Consider the following 20472-nt stretch of genomic DNA (forward strand, 5'->3'; position numbering starts at 1 on the left):
TGACGGGATGGGCGAACAGAAGTCAGCCGAGGCCGTAGTAGTTGCTCGAAGCCGGAGTGACGAAGGGCTGAACCTGCCATGAGTGGACAGTCGGGTGTGATCTCTGTTGGAGCGTAAAGCAGAAACTCCGCGCAGCGGGGGTCGAGACCATCAGGAGGTAGGAGCCGGAAGCTCCGAGGGCCGGTCTGGGCGCTTAGATACCACAGGCGACACATCAACGGAACCAAGCTCGCTGAAGCTGTTTATCAGTAGGCAGGAACCGCCGTATACGGAACCGTACGTACGGTGGTGTGAGAGGACGGCGGCCGTGAGGCCGCCTCCTACTCGATTCTGGCAAATGCTCAGCCCATCATGTCCTTGACCATGCGTTCCTGCTCCATGAGTTCCCGCTGGCGGGCATCGATGCGTGACGACAGGGGGAAATTGGTGCCGGCGCGCCGTTTGGCGAAGTCCAATTGCTGAATGGCCTGACGGTAGTCGCCCACCAGTGCGAAGTACTCGGCACGAGCCTGATGCAGGCCGATGATGTTGCCCGACAGCCCGCGGGTCTCGGCCACCATGTACCAGACATCCGGGTCGTCCGGGCGGGTCTTGAGCAAGGACTCCAGGGCCTTCTCGGCATCGGCGGGGCGGTTCTGCTTGAGCAGCAGGTCGACGCGTACCTGGTTGAGCGGATAGTTGCCCGGGTATTGGCTCAGCATCCGGTCGACGCGGGATTGAGCGTCGGCCAGTTTGTTGCTGGTGATGTCCAGGTCCACCTGGGCGAGGTTGTAGATGATCTCGTTGGGCGATTTGGCCAGCAACGGCTTGAGGTTCTCCCGTGCTTCATTCAACTGGCCACCCTTGATCTGCGCGATCGCCAGGCCATAGCGCGCCACGTCGTTCTTCGGGTTCTCATCCAGCTGCGCCCGGAAGCGCTTGGCGCCCAGGCCCGGGGTTTCTTCATAGATCAACTGGACCCGTGCGCGAATCAGTTGATAGCGCACACTGTCCTCGATACCGCCCGGCTTGGCCTGTTCGGCGCGGTTGCGGGTGTCGGCGATCCGGGATTCGGTCACCGGGTGAGTCAGCAGGAATTCCGGGGGCCTGGCGTCGAACCGGTACTGGCGCATCAGGCGCTCGAACATGGTCGGCATGGACCGCGGGTCGTAGCCGGCCTTTTCCAGATTCTGGATGCCGATGCGGTCGGCTTCCTGTTCGTTCTGGCGCGAGAAACGCCGTTGTTCCTGGATGGCCGCGGCCTGGGTCCCGGCGATGGCCGCGATCCCGGCGTCACCGCCACCGGCGGCGGCAATCACGATGCCAGCCAGCAGTGCGGCCATCATTGGCACTTGCATGCGCTGCTGGGCTTCGACGCCGCGGGCGAAGTGGCGTTGTGACAAGTGCGCCAGTTCGTGGGCCATGACCGAGGCGTATTCGCCTTCGGTCTGCGCATTGAGGAACAGGCCGCCGTTGACCCCGACGATTCCGCCAGGTGCGGCGAAGGCGTTGAGCTGCGGGCTGTTGATCAGGATGAACTCCAGGCGTCGGTCGTTCACCTGGCTGGTTTCCACCAGTTTATAGACGCTGGATTCGACGTAGTCCTTGAGCTGTGGATCGTTGAGCTGTGAAACCTGGCTGCGCAGCAGGGCCAGCCAGGCGCGGCCCAGTTGGTGCTCCTGTTCTGGCGAGACGATGGCAGAACTGGCATCGCCAAGTGACGGCAGGTCGTCGGCGAAGCCCGGTGAGGCAAGCAGGCAAGCGAGCGTCAGCAGGGTGGGGCGCAGAAATGTCATGCACGAAGCCTTAGTCGACAAAGACCTTACTGTAGCCGGACACCGGGCTCGGGACCAGATATTCTAGGCCGCTCAACGATCTGCCGCGGAGTGAACCCATGACCGATGCTGTAGCCCACGATGCCGAACTGGACGCCAGCGGCCTGAACTGTCCGTTGCCGTTGCTCAAGGCCAAGCTGGAACTCAATCGCCTGGCCAGCGGCAGTGTACTCAAGGTGATCGCCACGGATGCGGGCTCGCAACGTGATTTCCGCACCTTCGCCCGATTGGCCGGTCACACGCTGCTGCGTGAAGAAGACGAAAACGGCGTCTACCGTTACTGGCTGAAAAAGGCCTGAAAACCCACAGCGTCTCTTAAGGATTTTTAATGTTCAAAGTGTTACGCGACTGGATCCAGCGCTACTTCTCCGATGAAGAAGCTGTGGTCCTGGCGGTGCTGCTGTTCCTGGCCTTTGCCGCCGTGCTCACCCTGGGCGGCATGCTCGCGCCGGTGCTGGCGGGGATGGTGCTGGCGTACCTGATGCAAGGGTTGGTCACGACTTTGGAGCGCTTGCGGTTGCCGGGTGCGGTGGCGGTGGGCTCGGTGTTTGCCCTGTTCATGGGCTTGTTGTTGGTGTTCATAGTTGTGATCGTGCCGCTGCTCTGGCACCAGTTGGTGACGCTCTTCAACGAGTTGCCGGGGATGCTTGCCAAATGGCAGTCCGTGCTGTTGCTGTTGCCCGAGCGTTATCCGCATCTGGTGTCCGACGAGCAGGTGTTGCAAGCCATTGAAGTCGTGCGCGGCCAGATCGGCAAGTTCGGTCAGTGGGCGCTGACGTTTTCGCTGTCCAGCCTGCCGCTTCTGGTCAACATCATGATCTACCTGGTGCTGGTGCCGATCCTGGTGTTCTTCTTCCTCAAGGACCGGGAAATGATCGGCCGCTGGGTCCGAGGCTACCTGCCGCGTGAGCGGGCGCTGATTACCCGAGTGGCTCAGGAGATGAATCGGCAGATCGCCAATTACATTCGCGGAAAAGTCATCGAGATTTTCATCTGCGGCGGCGTGACCTATATCGGTTTCGTGACCATGGGGCTCAATTACGCCGCCCTGCTGGCGCTGCTGGTGGGCATTTCAGTGGTGGTGCCTTACGTCGGCACCGTGGTGGTGACCGTGCCGGTGGCCTTGATTGCGCTGTTCCAGTGGGGCTGGAGCGATCAGTTCATCTACCTGATGGCGGTCTACGGGATTATCCAGACGCTGGACGGCAACGTGCTGGTCCCGCTGCTGTTCTCCGAGGCGGTGAACCTGCACCCGGTGGCGATCATCTGTGCGGTGCTGTTGTTTGGCGGGCTGTGGGGGTTCTGGGGTGTGTTCTTCGCGATCCCCCTGGCGACCCTGTTCAAGGCGGTGCTGGATGCGTGGCCGAGCAAGGAGCCGGTTGTCGCGCCGTTGTTGTAGCTGATTCATCGGTTGGGGGTGATGGCCTCATCGCGAGCAAGTTCGCTCCCACAGGGTTCTATTGAACATCACAGATCCCATGTGGGAGCGAGCTTGCTCGCGATGGCGCCAGTACAGGCAGCGAGAATTTCAGCCCTTGTTGAGGGCCTGAGCCGCCGCCAACACCGCATCCACATGCCCTGGCACCTTCACGCCACGCCATTCCTGGCGCAGCACGCCGTTCTTGTCGATCAGGAAGGTGCTGCGATCAACGCCCAGGTATTCCTTGCCATAGAGTTTTTTCAGCTTGATCACGTCGAACAGCTGGCAGACGGCCTCGTCCTTGTCGCTGATCAGCTCGAACGGAAATTCCTGTTTGCACTTGAAGTTCTCGTGGGACTTGAGGCTGTCCCGGGAGACGCCGAACACTTCGGTGTTGGCGGCCTGGAACTGCGCATACTGGTCCCGAAAACCCTGGCCTTCGGTGGTGCAGCCCGGGGTGCTGTCCTTGGGGTAGAAGTAGATCACCACCTGCTTGCCCTTGAGGGCGGCGAGGCTGATGGTCTGCCCGCTGGTGGCGGGTGCCTGGAAATCGGTAACCGGCTGGTCGACTGCAACGGCCATGAACGCTTCCTTACATTGGGTTTTGTGGGCGCCACGGTTCGATCAGCGCGTCCAGGTTCATCGCATCGGCGAAATCCAGGAACTGATCGCGCAGCCAACTGATCTGGGTGCCGGCCGGCAGGGTCACGGTGAACGTGGCATTGAGCATGGTGCCGCCGGTCTGCGGTGCCTGGTAGGTGTCGCAGGTCAGGTTTTCCAGCTCGACGTGATGGTCCATGAAGAACTGGCACAGCTCGTTGATGATGTCCGGACGGTAGGCCGAGCTCACATAGGCCACGTAGGGCAGGGCCTGGGGACGGTTCTCCAGCGCGGCGCTACGCACCACGTTGACGGTGAAGGCATGCTTCTTGGCCAGCACCGGCAGGCTGCCTTCCAGGCGAGCCAGGGCGTCCCAGCTGCCGGAGATCTCGAGCACGAGCGCACTGCATTCGCCGTGACGGGTCAGGCGTGAGGTCACGACGGCGCAGCGATTTTCATGGCTGGCGCGGCACAGGACGTTAGTCAGCTCCATGGGGTTGGCGCCAAGGGCACTGATAACAAGGAATTGTTCGCGGACTGTGGGGGTGGACATGCAGCATTCCTAAAGCGATGAGCGGTCGGTACTTTTGCCGCTCGATACAGCGCCAGGCCCGGAAAAACGAACGGCTCAAGCCTTGTGCCCGGGGTTGCGCTGCATTCCACGACAGCTGGAACGCACCGGGACAAACCCGGGATCGGGGCTTGCGGCGACGAAAACGGAGGCTGGAAACCGGCATATGAGCTTGTCGGTACCGATCAAAGCCTGAAGGGTAGCGAAAACCATCGCCAAGGGGAATGGTAGTTCGCTTGTACAAGCATCTTGGCGCCAGTACCATTACCGCTCTCTTTTTCCGGCAGGAGCGGTTTCATGATTGCGGGCAGTATGGTGGCACTGGTCACACCCATGGATGCACAAGGGCATCTTGACTGGGCCAGCCTCAGCAAACTCGTGGACTTCCACCTTGAGAACGGCACCCATGCCATTGTCGCTGTCGGTACCACCGGCGAGTCGGCAACCCTCGATGTCAACGAGCACATCGAGGTCATCCGGGCTGTGGTCAAGCAGGTCAACGGTAGCATTCCGGTCATCGCCGGTACCGGCGCCAACTCGACCCGTGAAGCCGTCGAGCTGACCCGCAACGCCAAGGAAGCCGGTGCCGACGCTTGCCTGCTGGTCGTTCCGTACTACAACAAGCCGACCCAGGAAGGCTTGTACCAGCACTTCAAGCACATTGCCGAAGCCGTCGACATCCCGCAGATCCTCTATAACGTTCCCGGCCGCACCTCCTGCGACATGCAGGCCGAGACCGTGATCCGCCTGTCCACCGTGCCGAACATCATTGGCATTAAGGAAGCCACCGGCGACATGAAGCGCGCCAAGGCCATCCTCGATGGCGTGAGCAAGGACTTCATCGTGCTGTCCGGTGATGATCCGACAGCGGTCGAGCTGATCCTGCTGGGTGGCAAGGGCAACATTTCCGTCACCGCCAACGTTGCTCCGCGCGAAATGGCCGACCTGTGCGAGGCCGCGCTCAAGGGCGACGCCGAGACTGCGCGGGCAATCAACGAAAAACTGATGCCGTTGCACAAGGACCTGTTCATCGAGGCCAACCCGATTCCGGTGAAGTGGGCCTTGGTTGAAATGGGCCTGATGCACGAAGGCATCCGCCTGCCACTGACCTGGCTGAGCACCCCCTGTCACGAACCGCTGCGGCAGGCCATGCGCCAGTCCGGCGTCCTGGTTTAATTGAGGAAGTACAACGCATGAAGCGAATGGCCGGACTTTCCGCACTTGCCTTGATTATCTCCAGCACCAGCGGCTGCGGATGGATCTGGGGACCGGAAGGTTACTTCCGCGACCGTGGTAGCGATTACCTGCAGGCGCAACAGACTGCACCGATGCAACTGCCGCAAGACGTCAACGTTGCCAAGCGCCTCGATCCGCTGCTGCCGATCCCGCGCAACGTCGCCGACGACAGCGTCAAGGGCGAATACATCGTCCCACGTCCACAGCCGCTGTCGGCCGTGGCCGATGCCAGCGACTACACCCTGCAGAAGAGCGGCGACTCCAGCTGGGTCATGGGCCAGCATCCACCGGCCGAAGTCTGGCCGGTGGCGATCCAGTTCTTCCAGGACAACGGTTTCCGCCTGGACGAACAGCGCCCACAAACTGGCGAATTCACCACCACCTGGCAGCGCTCCGATGAACTGTCTGCTGCCATGGCCAAGCGCATGAGCGCCGCCGGTGTCGCGGCCGACAGCGAAACCCGCGTGCGGGTGCGTATCGAGCCGGGCGTGCAGCGCAACACCAGTGAGGTCTATGTGGTCAGCGCCGAGCGACCTGCCGGCAGCACCGCCGACGTGGCCTTCACCAACCGCTCGGTCAACACCGGCCTCGACGCTGCGCTGGTGGACGACATGCTCGCCAGCATGAGTCGTAACGCGGAGCAGGGCGGTTCGGTCTCGATGCTGGCGTCCAAGGAGTTCGATGCGCCGAGTCGCGTCAGCCTGAGCGAAGACGGCAGCGGCAACCCGGTGCTCAACGTCGGTTCCGACCTGGACCGTGCCTGGTCGAGCGTTGGCCGCGCGCTGGAGCAGGGCGAGTGGCGCGTTGAAGACATCAACCGCAGCTTGGGCCTGTACTACATCAACCTCGCTGAAAAGGCCGAGAAGAAAGACGAGAAGCCTGGCTTCTTCAGTGGCCTGTTCGGCAGCAAGCCGGACAAGGAAGAAATCGAGGCGCGCGCCGAGCGTTATCAGGTTCGCCTGAGCAAGGTCGGCGACAACGTCCAGGTCACCGTCGAGAAGAACATCAATACCGTGGCGCCGGCTGATGTGGCCCGCAAGGTGTTGGGCGTGATTCAGGACAACCTGGGCTGATCCGATGCGTTTTTCCGTTCTCGGCAGCGGTAGCCAAGGGAACGGCACGCTGGTAGCCAGCGCCGACACGTATGTGTTGGTCGATTGTGGTTTCTCCCTGCGGGAAACCGAGAAGCGCCTGTTGCGCCTGGGTGTGCACCCGGCGCAACTGAGCGCGATACTCGTGACCCACGAACATGCCGACCACGTGCATGGCGTGGGTTTGCTGTCTCGGCGCTACAATCTGCCGGTGTACCTGAGCCGTGGGACACTGGCAGGCCTGCGCAAGCCCATCGAGCCGGCCGGCTTCGTGGCCGGTGGCGAGCAACTGCGCATCGGTTGCCTGGATATCAGCGTGGTCAGCGTGGCGCACGATGCCCGGGAACCGACGCAATATGTGTTCAGCGACGGCGAGCGGCGCTTTGGGCTGTTGACCGACCTGGGGTCGTATTGCGACAGGGTGATGGACAGTTATCGGGACCTCGATGCGTTGATGATCGAGTCCAACCACTGCCGCGACATGTTGGCGCGTGGTTACTACCCGTACTTCCTCAAGCAGCGGGTAGGCGGGGAACACGGGCATTTGAACAACCACCAGGCAGCATTCCTGGTGGCCGAGTTGGGCTGGCAAGGACTGCAACACCTGGTCCTGGCCCATCTGAGCAGCAAGAACAACCTGCCGCAGCTGGCCCGGCAATGTTTTGTCGACACCCTCGGGTGCGACCCGGACTGGCTGCAACTGGCCGATCAAGATTCAGGGCTCGACTGGCGACATATCGCCTAGCCCACTACTTAGCAAGCGGAGCCCATCATGGAAAAACGTGAAGAACTCTACCGCGGCAAAGCCAAGTCGGTTTACAAGACCGACGACGCTGACCGCTTGATCCTGCTGTTTCGCAACGACACCTCGGCGTTCGACGGCAAGCGCATCGAACAGCTGGACCGCAAGGGCATGGTGAACAACAAGTTCAACGCCTTCATCATGCAGAAACTCGAAGCCGCCGGCGTGCCGACCCAGTTCGACAAGCTGCTGGGCGACAACGAATGCCTGGTCAAGAAGCTGGACATGATCCCGGTCGAATGCGTCGTGCGTAACTACGCCGCCGGCAGCCTGGTCAAGCGCCTGGGCGTGGAAGAGGGCATGAAGCTCAACCCCTACACCTTCGAGCTGTTCCTGAAGGACGACGCCAAGGGCGACCCGTTCATCAACGAATCCCACGTCGTGGCATTCGGTTGGGGCACCGCCGAGCAACTGGCCCGCATGAAGGAATTGTCCCTCAAGGTCAACGAAGTACTGACCAAGCTGTTCGACGACGCCGGCCTGCTGCTGGTGGACTTCAAGCTTGAGTTCGGCGTGTTCAGCGACGGCTCCATCGTCCTGGGCGACGAGTTCAGCCCGGACGGCTGCCGCCTCTGGGACAAGGACACCAAGAAGAAGATGGACAAGGACCGCTTCCGCCAGGGCCTCGGTGACGTCATCGAAGCCTACGAAGAAGTCGCCCAGCGTCTGGGTGTGCCGCTGTAATCGACGCAAGCATCTGATAGCACGGAAAAAATTTCGCTCGGGGGTTCGCTTCCGGCGAATGTGCTGGTATGATGCGCGCCACTGGAGAGATGCCGGAGTGGCCGAACGGGACGGATTCGAAATCCGTTGTACTGGCGACAGTACCTAGGGTTCAAATCCCTATCTCTCCGCCATATCCAGAAAACCCCTGTAATTCAATGAGTTACGGGGGTTTTTATTTTTGAGTTGTACTACTCGTTTGTACTACTAATCCCGGTAGGTTTTGCGGGATTTTCCCCAAGGTACATGCGATTGAGCAGTACACCGCATGCCCGTAGCAAATTCTGAAGCTCCACGGTTCCCTCCAACGCCTCTCGAACCCAGCACGCAGGGTAGTCCTTCTCCCTGTGCCTGAAGCCTTCGACCTTGCCTCCCCTATTCTCATCTATGAATGAAATGGACGGATTGTGAACGATCAGTTGATGATGTTTGACCATGTTCATGAAGGCATGCGTATACCCAAACCACTCTGAAGTGAGAGCGCCGCTCAGGCGATCTTTGAGTTCTCCAGTGGGAAGGGCGGCTTCCACATCTTGGATATAGAAATTGCGTTTCAGCGGCACTGGCACCACTAGGCCATTCAGCAACTGCCCAAAGCTGTCGTATGAATTGCGGGTGATTGCAATGCAGGCAATCAGGTTGGCCTCGCTGACTAGGCCAGCTTCATGAACTGCACCGTCCTCGTCATCGCATCCAAGTATTCGTTGGGCAAACTTTATTCCGTGAGGATCGTTTTCAGCGTTGAATGCGGTGAAGGCATCGCGAGCGAGACACTTGTGGTATGTGAAGATATCGCGTGAGCGACCAAGAGAATTGATGATCTGAACAAGCCTTTTGCTTGTCTCTGGTTGGCGAATCTTAACCTGTGCCCTCAACGCTTCCAGGTTCCATGCTTCACTCATATTCACTTCCTTTTGCGTGGTTCTGATCCAGTTTAGCCTGAGTCGCTGCCCGGCAGACGTCTGTAACACGCTCGCTACGTTCCTGTCTGTCTTGGCTCTGCCGCCGTCTAAGGACTGGTGCTCCGGCAATGATGGCGGGTTGCAATGCTTGCGGCTAACCTGTGCGAATCACACAGGGACGTTCGCCATGAACACTCAGATCATGATTGCAGTGCTCATATTTAGCATCGGGGGCGCCATCATGCCCTCGGCTCAAGCCTTAACGCAGGAGGAGGCTGATCGTGCTGTCAACGCTATGAGCGAAAGGGATGCTCGCCAAGCGAGGGGGCAATCGACTCAACTTGAAGACTGCAAACCGTACTCCTCAGCACAGACCAGTCTTTCAAAAGAATTCCTCGATTGTGTTTTTCGAAACCAGTCAACAGTGAACGCGGGGCAGGCAGGAAAGCAAAGGATGGAGACCGAGCAAGCGTTACAGGCAATGCGTCGGAACAGCCCTTCGCACTCCGGCTGGTCTTACCAACGGTGCGTTATAAAGAATGTACCGGACGCACAGAACGATTTTTCCGCTCGAACAATAGATCAGGACTGCCAACAATATCCCTACTATGCAAAAAAGTTGGAGAGCGATTTTTTCGGGTACAAAACCGCAGATGAATGCACGCTCGATGCTGGAAAAAAGACGGCCAGCCGTATTGCTTACATCCTGATCAAGCGTGCATGTGACGGTCTGTATCCGTAAGGTGCTTTTTGGACGGGGACGCGGGGACAGACCACGATTATGAAGTGGGGTGATTACAAGTGAACTCAAAATCTTGGCCTGTCTCCCGTTTCCTTCAGAGTCTTGCCGTTCCATAGCAAACCACTGGTGGAACTGTGTAAAAGAAACTATGCAAGAGCGGTGCAATATCGTCATGATGTGTAATATTGCGGGAGAGTTCTGTGTCCGAGAGAAGTTGTGTCTAAAGATAATACCGAAAGAAATGTGAAGACTCAGGCAGGCGTAGAGTTTGTCGACCTGCTCAATAGGGACATCAAGGACAATCCTGAGAGTGTCCAGCCTGTCTCTCGTGGCCTGTTGCAGCGAATTCAAGTTATTCGCAACCAGGCAGAAGCCAATCGTCGTCGCGAGCTCCAAGAAGACTAAGCGTGGCAGAAAAGCACAATTAATATCGATACAGGTCTTCGAAGCGGAGAGTACGAATGTTTGCTTAGAGTTAGATGGCGTCAGTCATCTAGCTCAGGAAAAATGATTTTTCCTACAATCCAAGGCTGCACAATGTCGTTATGAATCGTACGTAAAAATGATCCCCACTCCGTACGGTTGTGAGCGTCTGGTCCAATGATCGTCAGCAGTAGGTACGCATCTTTGAAATAATCATAGGCATAAATAAGCCAGAAGTCGTTGTCAGGGTCTTCCATTAGGGCTGTGCGATAGTACTGGCGGCCGATTTGGGCCCAGCGAGCTTGTGTCTCTGCAGTGCTCGCCAAATGGATATGATATATATCGCTCAGATCGAGCTTTTCATCTCTGCCAAAGATAGTCGGGACCTCGCCGCACACTTTGTAGTTATAGAAGTGCGCAGCGAAGTTTTCCCAGTTTTGTATTTCTTCAAAAAGTGCGGAGATTTTAACGGCTGGCATCCAAGCCTACTTTGTAATAGGAAGCTTGCCAGTGATTACAAATTTATCGAATGCCTTCTGACCATCACGTGCGGCTTGCCGAACATCAAGAAATGTCAGCTCATTGTGAACGACCTTTTTGTGCGGTTTGTCGATTTTTTTCGTGGTGGCCATCGGAGCCTCCGAGGTATGTGTATTCATGCTGATCAGCTTATGTGATTAATCGAATCCGGGCAAACCGGAGGGTTTTGGTGCCATCGAACCATGCTCGTCTCGACGAAATGGGCCTCGTGAGAGGCCCTTTGAACTAGCCCGGCTCTGCGTCCAAACGGCGGGCGATGACATCGAGTACGTCACAGCCATCCCTCAAAGGAATGCAGCACAGCTGCGCAAAATCTTGGAGGACCACTGAATCACTCGGGATGTCTCCTCGCATGGCGAGGTTCTCTAACAGCTGGGTGACCGCGCGAATTCTATAGCCTGCCGTATCAAGCAGGATGTGCAAGGGCGCGGAGGTATCAACGAAGAGGGGTTGATCATCGGCATTACTGGTAAGAGCCATGTATCTATTCATTTTTTAAACTCCATTTGATTGAGGACCTTCTTAGTCGTCGCCAAACGAATAAGGTGGTAGCTGTACGCGGGTTGGCGAACCGGGACAAATGGAAAAACCGGCAGATCCGAAGATCTCCCACGCACAGCTACCGAAAAGCAGCATATTGCGCACGGAAGCGTTCCGCAATCCGCGAGAGGTTCCTGCATATTTGTCATGGGTCGCCAAACCCAAGCCGCTCTTACGAACGACAATTGGACTATAAAGTCCTTCTGTAAAAATCATCAATCAGATGATGCGTAAGAACATTCCCTAAATTATGTGGGCGGAAAACGTCAGAAAACTCCCCGCAGCTAACCCCCTCAGCGACCTGCATAACCCCGGTGTTTGCCAGACCCAAGGCTTTGTAACAATTAGACAAATGGTCTATAGCTCAAGGCATGGCTGCCGATAGGCAAGTTAATCCCCATGAAAGGAGTGTCACCCCATGCCACGGTTTTTTGCCGATCTGGGCTTTCGCTGGAAAATCACCCTGCCCATTGGGTTCCTGGCACTGCTGTTGGTGCTGATGGGGTGGTCGGGCATGCGTGGCATCGGTCAGGTGACGGAGTCCAGCACGCAATTGACCAAGCGCTACCTGCCGGCCATCAGCCTGTTGCTCAACGCCGATCGTGATCTCTACCAGGCCTTTGTTGCCGAGCGCAGCCTGCTTGGGGGCAATGCGGGCAGTCATTCCGAGGCACTGCGTGCCAGTCATCGGGACAATCTGAAGCAAGCTTATGATCGCGTGCAGAAATATGCCGCGATGCAACCGAGTGCCGAGGCGTTGGCGCTGGTCAATCAGTTCAATGACCGTTTTGCGCAGTGGTCGCAGGTTTCGCGGCAGGTGGTCGAGCAGGCCGCGAGCAATCCGCAGGCGGCCAGTGCGCTGAGTTTTGGTGACGGTGAAAGTATGTTCGACACCATGCGCGATGCCATCGACAAGCTGGGTGAACTGGAAGACGAGGCGTCTCTGCGGGAGGGGCAAGCGGCGATTGACCATGGCCAGGCTGTTGGGGTGCAGCAGGGCGGTATCTTGTTGGTGGGTCTGCTGGGTTGCATCCTGCTGATTGTGGCCTTGCCAATGGTCGTGCTGCGTCCAATGCGTCGTCTGCTGCACCGTGTCGAACAGATCGCCGAGGGCGGTGGCGATCTGAAGGGCCGTCTTGAGGTGCGTTCGGCTGACGAGTTGGGCCAGCTTGGCAGTGCGTTCAACCGTTTCCTCGATAAGCTGCAGCCGTTGATTGCCGAAGTGGGACGCGTGACCGGAGAGGTGGACGCCGCCGCGCGGGCCATGGCCAATATGGCCGCGACCAATGATAAGTTGATCAGCAGCGAACACGCGGCGCTCGACCAGGTCAGTACCGCGGCGACCCAGATGAGCGCCGCGGTGCATGAGGTGGCACACAATGCCGTGAACGCGTCGGACGCCGCCCAGCAAGCCAGCAGTCAGTCTCGCGACGGCACCGCGGTTGTCAACAGCACCATCGAGTCGATCCGCCAGTTGGCCCAGGAAGTGGAGAGCGCTTCGGGCACCATCGAGGCATTGGCCCAGGAAACCTCCAGCATCGGTGCCGTGCTCGAGGTCATCCGGGGCATTGCAGAACAGACTAACCTGCTCGCGCTGAACGCTGCCATCGAGGCGGCCCGGGCGGGCGAGCAAGGCCGCGGTTTTGCTGTTGTGGCCGATGAAGTCAGGGCCCTGGCGGCGCGTACCCAGGATTCGACCAAGGATATTCAGGTGCGTATCGAACGGTTGCAAAGCGGTGTCGCCAAGGCCGTGCAAGCCATGCAGATCGGTAGCAGCAAGGCCCGTGACAGTGTCGAGCGTGCCGCGGGGGTCGATCAGGTGCTTAGTGGCACCAGCGGCTCGATTCTGCGGATCAACGACATGGCTGCGCAGATCGCCAACGCCTGTGAGGAGCAAAGCAGCGTCACCGAAGAGATCGCCCGCAACATCTCCGACATCCGCGACTTGTCCAACGAAGCGGCAGCGAACTCTGCCCAGAGCATGCAGGCCAGCCAACAGCTTTCCAGCCTGTCGAGAAACCTGGCAGAACTGACCGGCCGCTTCCGCACCTGAAGCAGTGGGTGTCGTGTCCACTGACGATCAGCTCCGCGCGCTGCATCAGGACGGTTTTGTCCTGATGCCCGGCGTGCTGGATGCCCGACAGATCGCCGACCTGCGCAATGCCATCGACCAGTTGAAGCCCCAGCATTGGGACTACAGCGGTGTCATCGATCATTACAAATGTGTGTTCAATCGCGATCCGTTCTGGCTGCCATTCCTGGATGTGGCCGGGGTGATCGAGCTGGCCGAAGCGGCCCTGGGCGATGATTGCCATGTCATCGGCCAAACGGCCTGGCGCTGCCATCCCGGTTTTACCGGGGCGCCGTTGCACCTGGATTATCTGGCGATGCAATTGCCGCCAGGGCTGTTGGCCGACCCTGCCTTTGAACTGCCGATGCAGGTTTTTACCGCGCAGTTTTACCTGGATGACATCGACGCCGACTTGAGCCCGACCCAGGTCATTCCGGGCAGCCACAAAGCCGGCCGGGCCCCAGTGAAGGGCGAAACGCAGTGGCAAGGGCGCCCCGCGCAGCCCGTGCTGTGCCGGGCGGGCGATGTGCTGATACTGCGCAGTGAGCTATGGCACGCCGGTAGCGATAACCGGACCGCCGACCGCACGCGTTACATGCTTCAGGTGCACTATGGTCGGCGGATGGTCGCGCAGAAGTTCTCACCTTATTTGCATTGGCAGTTCAATCCTGTGGTCTTGGTCGCCGCGACGCCTCGTCAGCGGCGGTTGTTGGGCGATCACCAGGAAGCTGAATACGATTGAGCCTGGCTCAGTCAGATCCACACATCATTGACTGCCGTTCGCTCATTGGTCTGTTCACCGGTATTGAGGACACCACGTGGTTCGATCAGCAGCAGTTTCACTTCGTGTGCGGCGCTGGGCTTGTGCTCGACACCTTTTTTGACCACGTACATTTCGCCCGGCCCTATGGTCACCGCACCGTCGCGAAAGTCGATATGCAACTGGCCCTCCAGCACGATGAAGGTTTCATCGGTGTCGGCGTGGGTGTGCCAGATGAATTCGCCTTCGAGCCGGGCGATCTTGAATTGGTAGTCGTTCATTTCGGCCACGACTTTCGGTGCCCATTGTTCGTGGAACAGTGCGTATTTCTGAGCGAAGTTGATGGGGGCGTAGTGGGTCATCGAGGCATGCTCCTCAGGTGGGTGGTGAGCTGTACCTTACTGTCGGAGCCTGGGTGCGTATTGGATGATCGTGCAGCTTTTTGTCTTGCGCAGCCTGTGCCTTCAGCGCAGCATTTTCAGCCAGCGTGCCGGTGAAATACCGAAGGCCTGGGTGTGCAGTCGGGTCATGTGGCTCTGATCGAAAAAACCACAGGCCAGGGCTACTTCGCTCAGCGGCATGCCATGGAATACCAGGCGCCGGGCTTCGTTCAAGCGGCGCTGGGTGATGTAACGATAGGGGCTGGTGCCATACAGTGCCCGGAAATCCCGGGACAGGCTCCATCGATCCCGGCCGCTGGCCTGCACCAGGTCATCCAGGGTGATCGTCTGGTGGAGGGCATCATGGATGAACAGGCGGGCACGCTCCGCCGCCGGGTAGTCGATCAGCCGCCGCCCACGTCGGCTGCCGGCCGCGATGTCGAGTGCCTGGGCCACATCGTAGATGGCGTCTTCCTCCTCCAGCGGATCGAGGGGATGATCCAGGCCGATCAATAGTCGACGGGTCGCGATGTTGAGGCGAGGGTCGTTGGACAATCCTCCTTCGATGAAGGGCAATGGCTTGCCCCCTAGCACTTGCTGGATCACCGACGGTTCTATGTAGAACATCCGGTAGCGAAAACCCTCGCTCGTCCCGGCTTCGCCATCGTGCACCTCGTCCGGATGCAGGACGATGGTGCCGCCGGGCTGGCTGTGGCGTTTGCTGTGGCGATAGTTGAAGCTCTGCACGCCGGAAAGTGTGATTCCGATGGCGTAGGTGTCGTGGCGATGGGTGGTGTAGCCATGCCCGCTGAAATAGGCCTCGATGCGTTCCATTTTCCTCGATTCGGGCGCCCGCACCAGCCAGTCGCGATTATGGATTGATCGAGTCATTGCACCAGCCTCCTGCTTTTGTCCGCATACCCTACCTGCCTGAAAACCTTCGTTACAGCAAAAAAAGCTCAGGCTGCAAACTGCTCACTTGAGGCGATTGAACCCGTGGCGAGGGAGCTTGCTCCCGCTCGGTTGCGCAGCCACCGCAAAATCATAGGGCCGCTTCGCAGCCCAGCGGGGGCCAGCTCCCTCGCCACAATGATTCGGTTCAGATCTCCTTCACAGGCGTTTCGCCCTGGACATTCTTGATCAGCCTGATGACGTGAAGGCAGTCACTCTTGTTCACATAGGATTCGCCGCTGGCGATCGTTTCGTGGTTGCCGGCTCTCAAGCGCCAGCGCCATTGGCCTTTTCCAGTGCTCGGGGTGCCTCGGGTCTGTCGATAGATTTCAAAATACATCGGTTCGCTCCCTGCGATTCATTCAGTCAAGACATGCGTTGGACATGTGGCTGCCAGCCTAGCCAAGTGGCGGGTTTTGGCTACGGGAAATTCGTTTCCATTGGTTATTAAATATTGCTGGGCATGAGCCTGGAAAGAGGTTCGACTTTCTGTAGGAAAAAAGTCATGTTGCGAACACACAGTCCGATGAAGTTCTTGTTTGATCCTTGCGTTGCCCTGCTAGGTCCTGCTTAATACGTTTCGACGCCTAGGGCCGCAAGCCGATGGGACTGAAAACACTATAAGAAAAAGAGCTATCAAGTGACTGAATATCCAGGAACGGATCTGCAAGGTCGTCTAGCGCTTTCGCTTGTCATTCCGGTCTACAACGAAGTCCAGTCCATCGATGTGTTCATGGCCAGGATCGACCAGGTCTTTGCCCATGAATCGCTGGTGAGCCTGGAGCTGGTGTTCGTCAACGACGGCAGCGTGGACGACACATTGGTGCTGCTGCTGGAACGGCAGAAGACCGATCCGCGCATCCGAGTCGTCGACCTGAGTCGTAACTTCGGCAAGGAGGCGGCGTTGAGTGCCGGCCTGCAAGCCGCTCGTGGCCAGGCGGTGGTGCCGATCGATGTCGATTTGCAAGACCCTCCCGAAGTCATCCTGGAAATGATTGCCCACTGGCGCAACGGTGCCGAAGTGGTGCTGGGCCATCGGATCAACCGCGACTCCGACTCCTGGGCCAAGCAGGTTTCCGCCAACGGGTTCTACCGGCTGCACAATAAAATCGCCGACCACAAGCTGCCGGAGAATGTCGGCGATTTTCGCTTGATGGATCGCTGCGTGGTCGATGCCCTGCAAACCCTGCCTGAATCTCGCCGCTTCATGAAAGGGCTGTTTGCCTGGGTAGGATTCCGCACCACCTATGTGGATTACGTCAGGCCTGAACGGGCCGCCGGTGAAAGCAAGTTCAATGGCTGGCGCCTGTGGAATTTTGCTCTTGAAGGCATCACCAGCTTCAGCACCGAACCGCTGCGTATCTGGACGTACCTGGGGCTTTGCGTCTCGCTGGTGTCTTTTGCGTTCGCCATCTTCATCGTACTGCGAACCCTGATTTCCGGGGTGGACCTGCCGGGCTATGCTTCGCTGATGGTGGCGGTCACGTTCCTGGGTGGGTTGCAACTGATCGGCATCGGCGTGCTGGGTGAGTACCTGGGCCGCACCTACATCGAATCCAAGCGCCGACCGATTTTTCTGGTGCGGCGCCTCTATGACGCCAAGGACTGACCATGGACCTCAAGGAAACCGATATCCTCGGTCCCGATATCGAGCAGCATTGGTACTACCGGTCGAAAGCGCGCGCCATGCTGCACATGCTCAAGGGCACCTCGGCCAGTACGCTGCTGGACGTGGGGGCCGGGTCGGGCTTTTTTTCCCATCACCTGCTGACCCATACCGCAACGGCCCAGGCCTGGTGCGTGGACATCAGTTATCCGGCCGACTCCGACGCCAGTACCGCCGGTAAACCGGTCCGCTACCGCCGTGCCATCGACACGCTGGACGCTGACCTGGTGTTGCTGATGGACGTGCTGGAGCATGTGGATGATGACGTGGGGCTGCTCAAGGCCTACGTCGACAAAGTGCCGTCGGGCAGCCGCTTCCTGATCACCGTGCCGGCGTTCCAGTTTCTCTGGAGCGGGCATGATGATTTTCTCGAGCACAAGCGCCGCTACACCCTCAAACAGCTGGAAAATGTCGTGGCGCAGGCGGGTTTGCAGGTCCAGCAAGGTGCGTATTACTTCGGCCTGGTATTTCCCATTGCCGCCGCCCTGCGCCTGTTACAGCGCAAGGCGTCCGGAGCCCCGGCCAAGTCGCAGCTTGCGCGTCATCATCCGCTGGTCAATGGCGTGTTGAGGTCACTGTGCAGCCTGGAGCGTCCGTTCATGGGCGCCAATCGTATGGTCGGCCTGACGGTGTTCTGCCTGGCGCAGAAGCCGTGACCTGGACGCACTCGCCGTTGCTGCGCCGTGCCTTGCGCTTTGCCATGACGGGCTTGGTTGTCACCGTAGTCCATGTGGTGGCTGCCGTGCTGTTTGTGCACCTGATCCTGGCCAACCCGCCACTGGCCAATGGTTTCGCCTTTGTCGTGGCGACTGTGGTGTCGTACCTGGTCAACACCCTATGGAGCTTTTCTAGCCGCTTGCATGGCCGTACCCTTGGCCGTTTCGTGGTGGTATCGATCGGCGGGTTCGGGCTGGCGATGCTGGTGGCCTGGGGGGCCCAGCGCGTCGGCCTGGATTACCTGGCGGGCATCGCAGCCGTGGCGCTGATTATCCCGGTGTTCACCTTCATCCTGCATAATTTCTGGACGTATCGATGACCGTTCGTGGTGAGCGTTACTGGGGCTGCTTGTTGCCCATCCTGTTGGGCGCGCTGGCATTCCTGCTGGTGATCGGCCCGCGGGTATTGGACCCCACGAACATCGCCTGGCTGGGGGAGGGCGATACGACAACCCATTACTTGGGCTGGGCGTTTTTCCGCAGTTCACCCTGGACCTTTCCGTTGGGCATGAACCCTTCCTATGGTTTGGAGTTGGGCAACGGCATCATTTTTTCCGATTCCAATCCGTTGCTGGCGTTCCTGTTCAAGCCCTTCAGCGGCTGGCTGCCCGAGACGTTCCAGTATTTTGGCCTGTGGTTGCTGGCCTGTTTCATCCTGCAAGCCTGGTTCGCCTGGAAACTGCTCGGCCTGCTGACGCCGTCACTGTGGATCAGGCTGTTGGGCGCCGGGTTGTTTGTGTTTTCGCCGCCGATGTTTCTGCGCATGGGGGCGCATCTGTCGTTGTCCGGGCATTTCCTGATTCTGGCGGCCTTGTACCTGGCGCTGCGTCCGGGTTTGCAGAAGCGACGGCTGGCCTGGGGCGTGCTATTGGCTGCGACAGCCTTGGTGCATGCCTACTTGTTGGCCATGGTGGCGTTGATCTGGCTGGCCGACCTTGCCAACCAGGCCATCAAGGGGCGCTTATTCCGACGCGATGCCTTGATCGAGCTGAGCGGTTTGTTTTTGCTGGTTGCGTTCTGTTGCTGGCAGGCCGGTTATTTCAGTGTGGGTGGCGGGACCGTATCGGGTGGTTATGGCCTGTACCGCTTGAATGTGCTGTCGCTGGTAGACCCCAGTGGCTGGTCCTACATCGTGCGGGACCTGCCCGAGGGGCCCGGGGACTATGAAGGGTTCAATTACCTGGGACTGGGAGTCCTGATCCTGGCGATCTGTGCCGCTGCGGCACTGCTGCAAGGCAATACCGGTCTGGTGAGTGCCGTGCGCCACAGATGGTTGTTGCTGTGGGCGCTGTTCGGGTTGACGCTGTTTTCGCTGACCAACACCCTCGGTATCGGCGTGCTGGATGTGCATTACTGGCTGCCCGGAAGCCTGGAGAAGCTGGCGAATGTCTTTCGCGCGTCTGGCCGGATGTTCTGGCCGGTGTTCTACGCCATCGTATTTGCCGTCATTTTCCTGGTGATCCGCGGCAACAAACCACGGGCGGCGGCGTGTCTGTTGGCCATCGCCCTGCTGGTGCAAGTCCTGGATACCCGCGCTGGATGGGCAGGCCTGCGCCAGAGCCGGATGATGCCGGCCGCCTCCAGTTGGTCCACCTCCATGAATGATCCATTCTGGGCCAGTGCGGCCAGCCACTATTCGAAAGTCCGGCTGCTGCTGCCGCAGAACCAGCCGGACAACTGGCTGCTGACCAGCCAATACGCCCTGAAGCATGGATTGGAAACCGATGGCGTGTACCTGGGGCGCATGGGCACCCGGGAGATCGAACAAGCCCAGCGACGCGCCGCGCAGATGCTTGCCAGCGGCGAGTATGCAGCGGATTCGCTGTACATCCTCGACCCTGGCGCCGCGCTCCAGGCGGCGAAGACCGTCAATCGCCAGACCGACCTGTTGACCCGTATCGATGGCCTCGTGGTGCTGGCGCCGGGTTGGAAGTCATGTGCCCAATGCCCATCGTTTGCCGATGAGACGCTGGACGTGCAGGTGAAGATCGGCGAGCGCCAGGTGTTCAGCCGAATCAACCCGATGTTGGCCAGTGGCTGGGGGCGCGTCGAGGATTGGGGCATCTGGTCGGAAGGGACCGAGGCTGAGATTGTCTTGCGCATTGCGCCAGAAGCGCGCGTCCTCTCGATAGACGCGGCGGCGTTCGTGCAGCCCCCCCTGCATACGCGCCAGCGAGTGGACGTCTCGATCAACGGTGTGGCGGCGTTGTCGACGCAGTTCACGCGCCTGCAAGACAACACCCTTGAACTGCCCCTGACACCGGCTATTCGTGAAACGATGGGCACGAATGGGTCGTTGCGCGTGCATTTCCATTTACCCGATGCCATCAGCCCCAAGGCGCTGGGGCTGGGAGGTGATGAGCGAGTCATGGCGCTGGGGCTGAAATCGCTGATCGTGAGGTAGGGCTTTTTCATTGTGGCGAGGGAGCTTGCTCCCGCTCGGTTGCGCAGCAACCGCAAAATCTTGGGGCCGCTTCGCAGCCCAGCGGGAGCAAGCTCCATCGCCACAAAAGCAGGGTGCCTC

Annotated in this window: 24 protein-coding genes, 1 tRNA gene and 1 pseudogene; 16 read left to right on the forward strand and 10 right to left on the reverse strand. The window is 59.1% G+C overall.

What is annotated here, in order from left to right; translation table 11 throughout:
• Window positions 1–341: 341 nt before the first annotated feature.
• Complete coding sequence (locus tag BT116_RS06340; RefSeq protein WP_072341276.1) at window positions 342–1775, reverse strand: M48 family metalloprotease; 1434 nt, start codon at window positions 1773–1775, stop codon at window positions 342–344.
• A 98-nt stretch (window positions 1776–1873) separates the two neighbouring features.
• On the opposite strand from BT116_RS06340, the gene BT116_RS06345 reads away from it, so the two are divergent.
• Both BT116_RS06345 and BT116_RS06350 read left to right on the forward strand, forming a co-directional pair.
• Window positions 1874–2113 carry a sulfurtransferase TusA family protein gene (locus BT116_RS06345; protein ID WP_053120054.1) on the forward strand — a complete coding sequence of 80 codons (240 nt, stop codon included), beginning with the start codon at window positions 1874–1876 and terminating at the stop codon, window positions 2111–2113.
• A gap of 29 nt (window positions 2114–2142) precedes the next feature.
• Window positions 2143–3213, forward strand: coding sequence for an AI-2E family transporter (locus BT116_RS06350; RefSeq protein ID WP_072341279.1), 1071 nt, complete (start codon window positions 2143–2145; stop codon window positions 3211–3213).
• A 129-nt stretch (window positions 3214–3342) separates the two neighbouring features.
• Here the strand turns inward: BT116_RS06350 and BT116_RS06355 are convergent, their stop codons facing one another.
• Together BT116_RS06355 and BT116_RS06360 are read right to left on the reverse strand one after the other, a co-directional pair.
• Window positions 3343–3816: a peroxiredoxin gene (locus BT116_RS06355; protein ID WP_024616115.1), complete on the reverse strand. Its 474-nt coding sequence runs from the start codon at window positions 3814–3816 to the stop codon at window positions 3343–3345.
• Window positions 3817–3826: 10 nt separating this feature from the next.
• Complete coding sequence (locus tag BT116_RS06360; RefSeq protein ID WP_003184325.1) at window positions 3827–4387, reverse strand: glycine cleavage system transcriptional repressor; 561 nt, start codon at window positions 4385–4387, stop codon at window positions 3827–3829.
• 315 nt (window positions 4388–4702) lie between these two features.
• Here BT116_RS06360 and dapA point away from each other — a divergent pair, with 315 nt between their 5' ends.
• The 5 genes from dapA (at window position 4703) to BT116_RS06385 (ending at window position 8391) form a co-directional block, all read left to right on the forward strand.
• Window positions 4703–5581, forward strand: coding sequence for a 4-hydroxy-tetrahydrodipicolinate synthase (gene dapA / locus BT116_RS06365; RefSeq protein WP_072341282.1), 879 nt, complete (start codon window positions 4703–4705; stop codon window positions 5579–5581).
• A gap of 17 nt (window positions 5582–5598) precedes the next feature.
• Window positions 5599–6714: an outer membrane protein assembly factor BamC gene (bamC, locus tag BT116_RS06370; protein WP_072341284.1), complete on the forward strand. Its 1116-nt coding sequence runs from the start codon at window positions 5599–5601 to the stop codon at window positions 6712–6714.
• Between the two features lie 4 nt (window positions 6715–6718).
• Entirely contained in the window at window positions 6719–7477 is a 759-nt protein-coding gene (locus BT116_RS06375; protein ID WP_072341286.1) for an MBL fold metallo-hydrolase, read from the forward strand.
• Window positions 7478–7504: 27 nt separating this feature from the next.
• Window positions 7505–8218 (forward strand): phosphoribosylaminoimidazolesuccinocarboxamide synthase, encoded by a 714-nt coding sequence (gene purC, locus BT116_RS06380; RefSeq protein ID WP_025212375.1) that lies wholly within the window; start codon window positions 7505–7507, stop codon window positions 8216–8218.
• Between the two features lie 83 nt (window positions 8219–8301).
• Window positions 8302–8391: transfer RNA gene (locus BT116_RS06385), tRNA-Ser, on the forward strand.
• A 57-nt stretch (window positions 8392–8448) separates the two neighbouring features.
• On the opposite strand, the gene BT116_RS06390 is transcribed toward BT116_RS06385, so the two are convergent.
• Window positions 8449–9159, reverse strand: coding sequence for a hypothetical protein (locus BT116_RS06390; RefSeq protein WP_072341289.1), 711 nt, complete (start codon window positions 9157–9159; stop codon window positions 8449–8451).
• A gap of 187 nt (window positions 9160–9346) precedes the next feature.
• On the opposite strand from BT116_RS06390, the gene BT116_RS06395 reads away from it, so the two are divergent.
• Window positions 9347–9901, forward strand: a complete 555-nt coding sequence (locus tag BT116_RS06395; protein WP_072341292.1) for a hypothetical protein — start codon at window positions 9347–9349, stop codon at window positions 9899–9901.
• A 216-nt stretch (window positions 9902–10117) separates the two neighbouring features.
• Window positions 10118–10306 carry an AbrB/MazE/SpoVT family DNA-binding domain-containing protein gene (locus BT116_RS30370; RefSeq protein ID WP_139209457.1) on the forward strand — a complete coding sequence of 63 codons (189 nt, stop codon included), beginning with the start codon at window positions 10118–10120 and terminating at the stop codon, window positions 10304–10306.
• Window positions 10307–10386: 80 nt separating this feature from the next.
• Here the strand turns inward: BT116_RS30370 and BT116_RS06400 are convergent, their stop codons facing one another.
• The 3 genes from BT116_RS06400 to BT116_RS06405 form a co-directional block, all read right to left on the reverse strand.
• A complete protein-coding gene (locus tag BT116_RS06400) occupies window positions 10387–10803 on the reverse strand; it encodes a type II toxin-antitoxin system YafO family toxin (RefSeq protein WP_072341295.1) in 417 nt (138 codons plus the stop codon).
• 6 nt (window positions 10804–10809) lie between these two features.
• On the reverse strand, window positions 10810–10956 hold the full coding sequence (locus tag BT116_RS30995) for a hypothetical protein (protein ID WP_170845958.1): 147 nt from the start codon (window positions 10954–10956) through the stop codon (window positions 10810–10812).
• A 133-nt stretch (window positions 10957–11089) separates the two neighbouring features.
• Window positions 11090–11356, reverse strand: coding sequence for a short-chain dehydrogenase (locus BT116_RS06405; protein WP_072341298.1), 267 nt, complete (start codon window positions 11354–11356; stop codon window positions 11090–11092).
• A 466-nt stretch (window positions 11357–11822) separates the two neighbouring features.
• Here BT116_RS06405 and BT116_RS31765 point away from each other — a divergent pair.
• From BT116_RS31765 to BT116_RS06415, 3 genes and pseudogenes are all read left to right on the forward strand, one after another.
• Window positions 11823–12599 (forward strand): annotated as a pseudogene (locus BT116_RS31765) (MCP four helix bundle domain-containing protein); the annotation flags it as partial.
• A gap of 78 nt (window positions 12600–12677) precedes the next feature.
• Window positions 12678–13457, forward strand: a complete 780-nt coding sequence (locus BT116_RS31770; RefSeq protein ID WP_371856158.1) for a methyl-accepting chemotaxis protein — start codon at window positions 12678–12680, stop codon at window positions 13455–13457.
• A 13-nt stretch (window positions 13458–13470) separates the two neighbouring features.
• A complete protein-coding gene (locus BT116_RS06415) occupies window positions 13471–14217 on the forward strand; it encodes a phytanoyl-CoA dioxygenase family protein (RefSeq protein ID WP_072341681.1) in 747 nt (248 codons plus the stop codon).
• A gap of 11 nt (window positions 14218–14228) precedes the next feature.
• On the opposite strand, the gene BT116_RS06420 is transcribed toward BT116_RS06415, so the two are convergent.
• The 3 genes from BT116_RS06420 to BT116_RS06430 all read right to left on the reverse strand — a co-directional run bounded on the left by BT116_RS06420 (window position 14229) and on the right by BT116_RS06430 (window position 15906).
• A complete protein-coding gene (locus BT116_RS06420; RefSeq protein ID WP_072341306.1) occupies window positions 14229–14597 on the reverse strand; it encodes a cupin domain-containing protein in 369 nt (122 codons plus the stop codon).
• 102 nt (window positions 14598–14699) lie between these two features.
• On the reverse strand, window positions 14700–15506 hold the full coding sequence (locus BT116_RS06425; RefSeq protein ID WP_072341309.1) for an AraC family transcriptional regulator: 807 nt from the start codon (window positions 15504–15506) through the stop codon (window positions 14700–14702).
• A gap of 208 nt (window positions 15507–15714) precedes the next feature.
• The gene (locus tag BT116_RS06430; protein ID WP_063322516.1) at window positions 15715–15906 is read right to left on the reverse strand and encodes a YegP family protein; all 192 of its coding nucleotides are present in this window, start codon (window positions 15904–15906) and stop codon (window positions 15715–15717) included.
• Between the two features lie 300 nt (window positions 15907–16206).
• Between BT116_RS06430 and BT116_RS06435 the strand changes: the two genes are divergently transcribed.
• The 4 genes from BT116_RS06435 to BT116_RS06450 are packed head-to-tail and all read left to right on the forward strand — an operon-like array spanning window position 16207 to window position 20352.
• Window positions 16207–17175 carry a glycosyltransferase family 2 protein gene (locus BT116_RS06435; RefSeq protein WP_063322515.1) on the forward strand — a complete coding sequence of 323 codons (969 nt, stop codon included), beginning with the start codon at window positions 16207–16209 and terminating at the stop codon, window positions 17173–17175.
• A gap of 2 nt (window positions 17176–17177) precedes the next feature.
• Window positions 17178–17888 carry a class I SAM-dependent methyltransferase gene (locus BT116_RS06440; protein ID WP_072341313.1) on the forward strand — a complete coding sequence of 237 codons (711 nt, stop codon included), beginning with the start codon at window positions 17178–17180 and terminating at the stop codon, window positions 17886–17888.
• 44 nt (window positions 17889–17932) lie between these two features.
• Window positions 17933–18268, forward strand: a complete 336-nt coding sequence (locus BT116_RS06445; protein WP_063325150.1) for a GtrA family protein — start codon at window positions 17933–17935, stop codon at window positions 18266–18268.
• Complete coding sequence (locus BT116_RS06450) at window positions 18265–20352, forward strand: DUF6311 domain-containing protein (protein WP_072341316.1); 2088 nt, start codon at window positions 18265–18267, stop codon at window positions 20350–20352. The genes BT116_RS06445 and BT116_RS06450 overlap by 4 nt, the downstream gene beginning before the upstream one ends.
• Window positions 20353–20472: the final 120 nt, after the last annotated feature.

This window comes from Pseudomonas sp. NFACC16-2 (genome assembly GCF_900119205.1).
Classification (GTDB): domain Bacteria; phylum Pseudomonadota; class Gammaproteobacteria; order Pseudomonadales; family Pseudomonadaceae; genus Aquipseudomonas; species Aquipseudomonas fluorescens_Q.

Bases quoted from the DNA above. Each gene is read 5' to 3' on its own strand.
- BT116_RS06420 (WP_072341306.1), bottom strand. From the start codon at position 14,597: ATGACCCACTACGCCCCCATCAACTTCGCTCAGAAATACGCACTGTTC.
- BT116_RS06395 (WP_072341292.1), top strand. From the start codon at position 9,347: ATGAACACTCAGATCATGATTGCAGTGCTCATATTTAGCATCGGGGGC.
- bamC (WP_072341284.1), top strand. From the start codon at position 5,599: ATGAAGCGAATGGCCGGACTTTCCGCACTTGCCTTGATTATCTCCAGC.
- BT116_RS06400 (WP_072341295.1), bottom strand. From the start codon at position 10,803: ATGCCAGCCGTTAAAATCTCCGCACTTTTTGAAGAAATACAAAACTGG.
- BT116_RS30995 (WP_170845958.1), bottom strand. From the start codon at position 10,956: ATGGCCACCACGAAAAAAATCGACAAACCGCACAAAAAGGTCGTTCAC.
- BT116_RS06360 (WP_003184325.1), bottom strand. From the start codon at position 4,387: ATGTCCACCCCCACAGTCCGCGAACAATTCCTTGTTATCAGTGCCCTT.
- BT116_RS06445 (WP_063325150.1), top strand. From the start codon at position 17,933: ATGACGGGCTTGGTTGTCACCGTAGTCCATGTGGTGGCTGCCGTGCTG.
- BT116_RS06425 (WP_072341309.1), bottom strand. From the start codon at position 15,506: ATGACTCGATCAATCCATAATCGCGACTGGCTGGTGCGGGCGCCCGAA.
- BT116_RS06350 (WP_072341279.1), top strand. From the start codon at position 2,143: ATGTTCAAAGTGTTACGCGACTGGATCCAGCGCTACTTCTCCGATGAA.
- BT116_RS06450 (WP_072341316.1), top strand. From the start codon at position 18,265: ATGACCGTTCGTGGTGAGCGTTACTGGGGCTGCTTGTTGCCCATCCTG.
- BT116_RS06405 (WP_072341298.1), bottom strand. From the start codon at position 11,356: ATGAATAGATACATGGCTCTTACCAGTAATGCCGATGATCAACCCCTC.
- BT116_RS31770 (WP_371856158.1), top strand. From the start codon at position 12,678: ATGGCCGCGACCAATGATAAGTTGATCAGCAGCGAACACGCGGCGCTC.
- BT116_RS06375 (WP_072341286.1), top strand. From the start codon at position 6,719: ATGCGTTTTTCCGTTCTCGGCAGCGGTAGCCAAGGGAACGGCACGCTG.
- dapA (WP_072341282.1), top strand. From the start codon at position 4,703: ATGATTGCGGGCAGTATGGTGGCACTGGTCACACCCATGGATGCACAA.
- purC (WP_025212375.1), top strand. From the start codon at position 7,505: ATGGAAAAACGTGAAGAACTCTACCGCGGCAAAGCCAAGTCGGTTTAC.
- BT116_RS06430 (WP_063322516.1), bottom strand. From the start codon at position 15,906: ATGTATTTTGAAATCTATCGACAGACCCGAGGCACCCCGAGCACTGGA.
- BT116_RS06345 (WP_053120054.1), top strand. From the start codon at position 1,874: ATGACCGATGCTGTAGCCCACGATGCCGAACTGGACGCCAGCGGCCTG.
- BT116_RS06390 (WP_072341289.1), bottom strand. From the start codon at position 9,159: ATGAGTGAAGCATGGAACCTGGAAGCGTTGAGGGCACAGGTTAAGATT.
- BT116_RS06340 (WP_072341276.1), bottom strand. From the start codon at position 1,775: ATGACATTTCTGCGCCCCACCCTGCTGACGCTCGCTTGCCTGCTTGCC.
- BT116_RS06440 (WP_072341313.1), top strand. From the start codon at position 17,178: ATGGACCTCAAGGAAACCGATATCCTCGGTCCCGATATCGAGCAGCAT.
- BT116_RS06355 (WP_024616115.1), bottom strand. From the start codon at position 3,816: ATGGCCGTTGCAGTCGACCAGCCGGTTACCGATTTCCAGGCACCCGCC.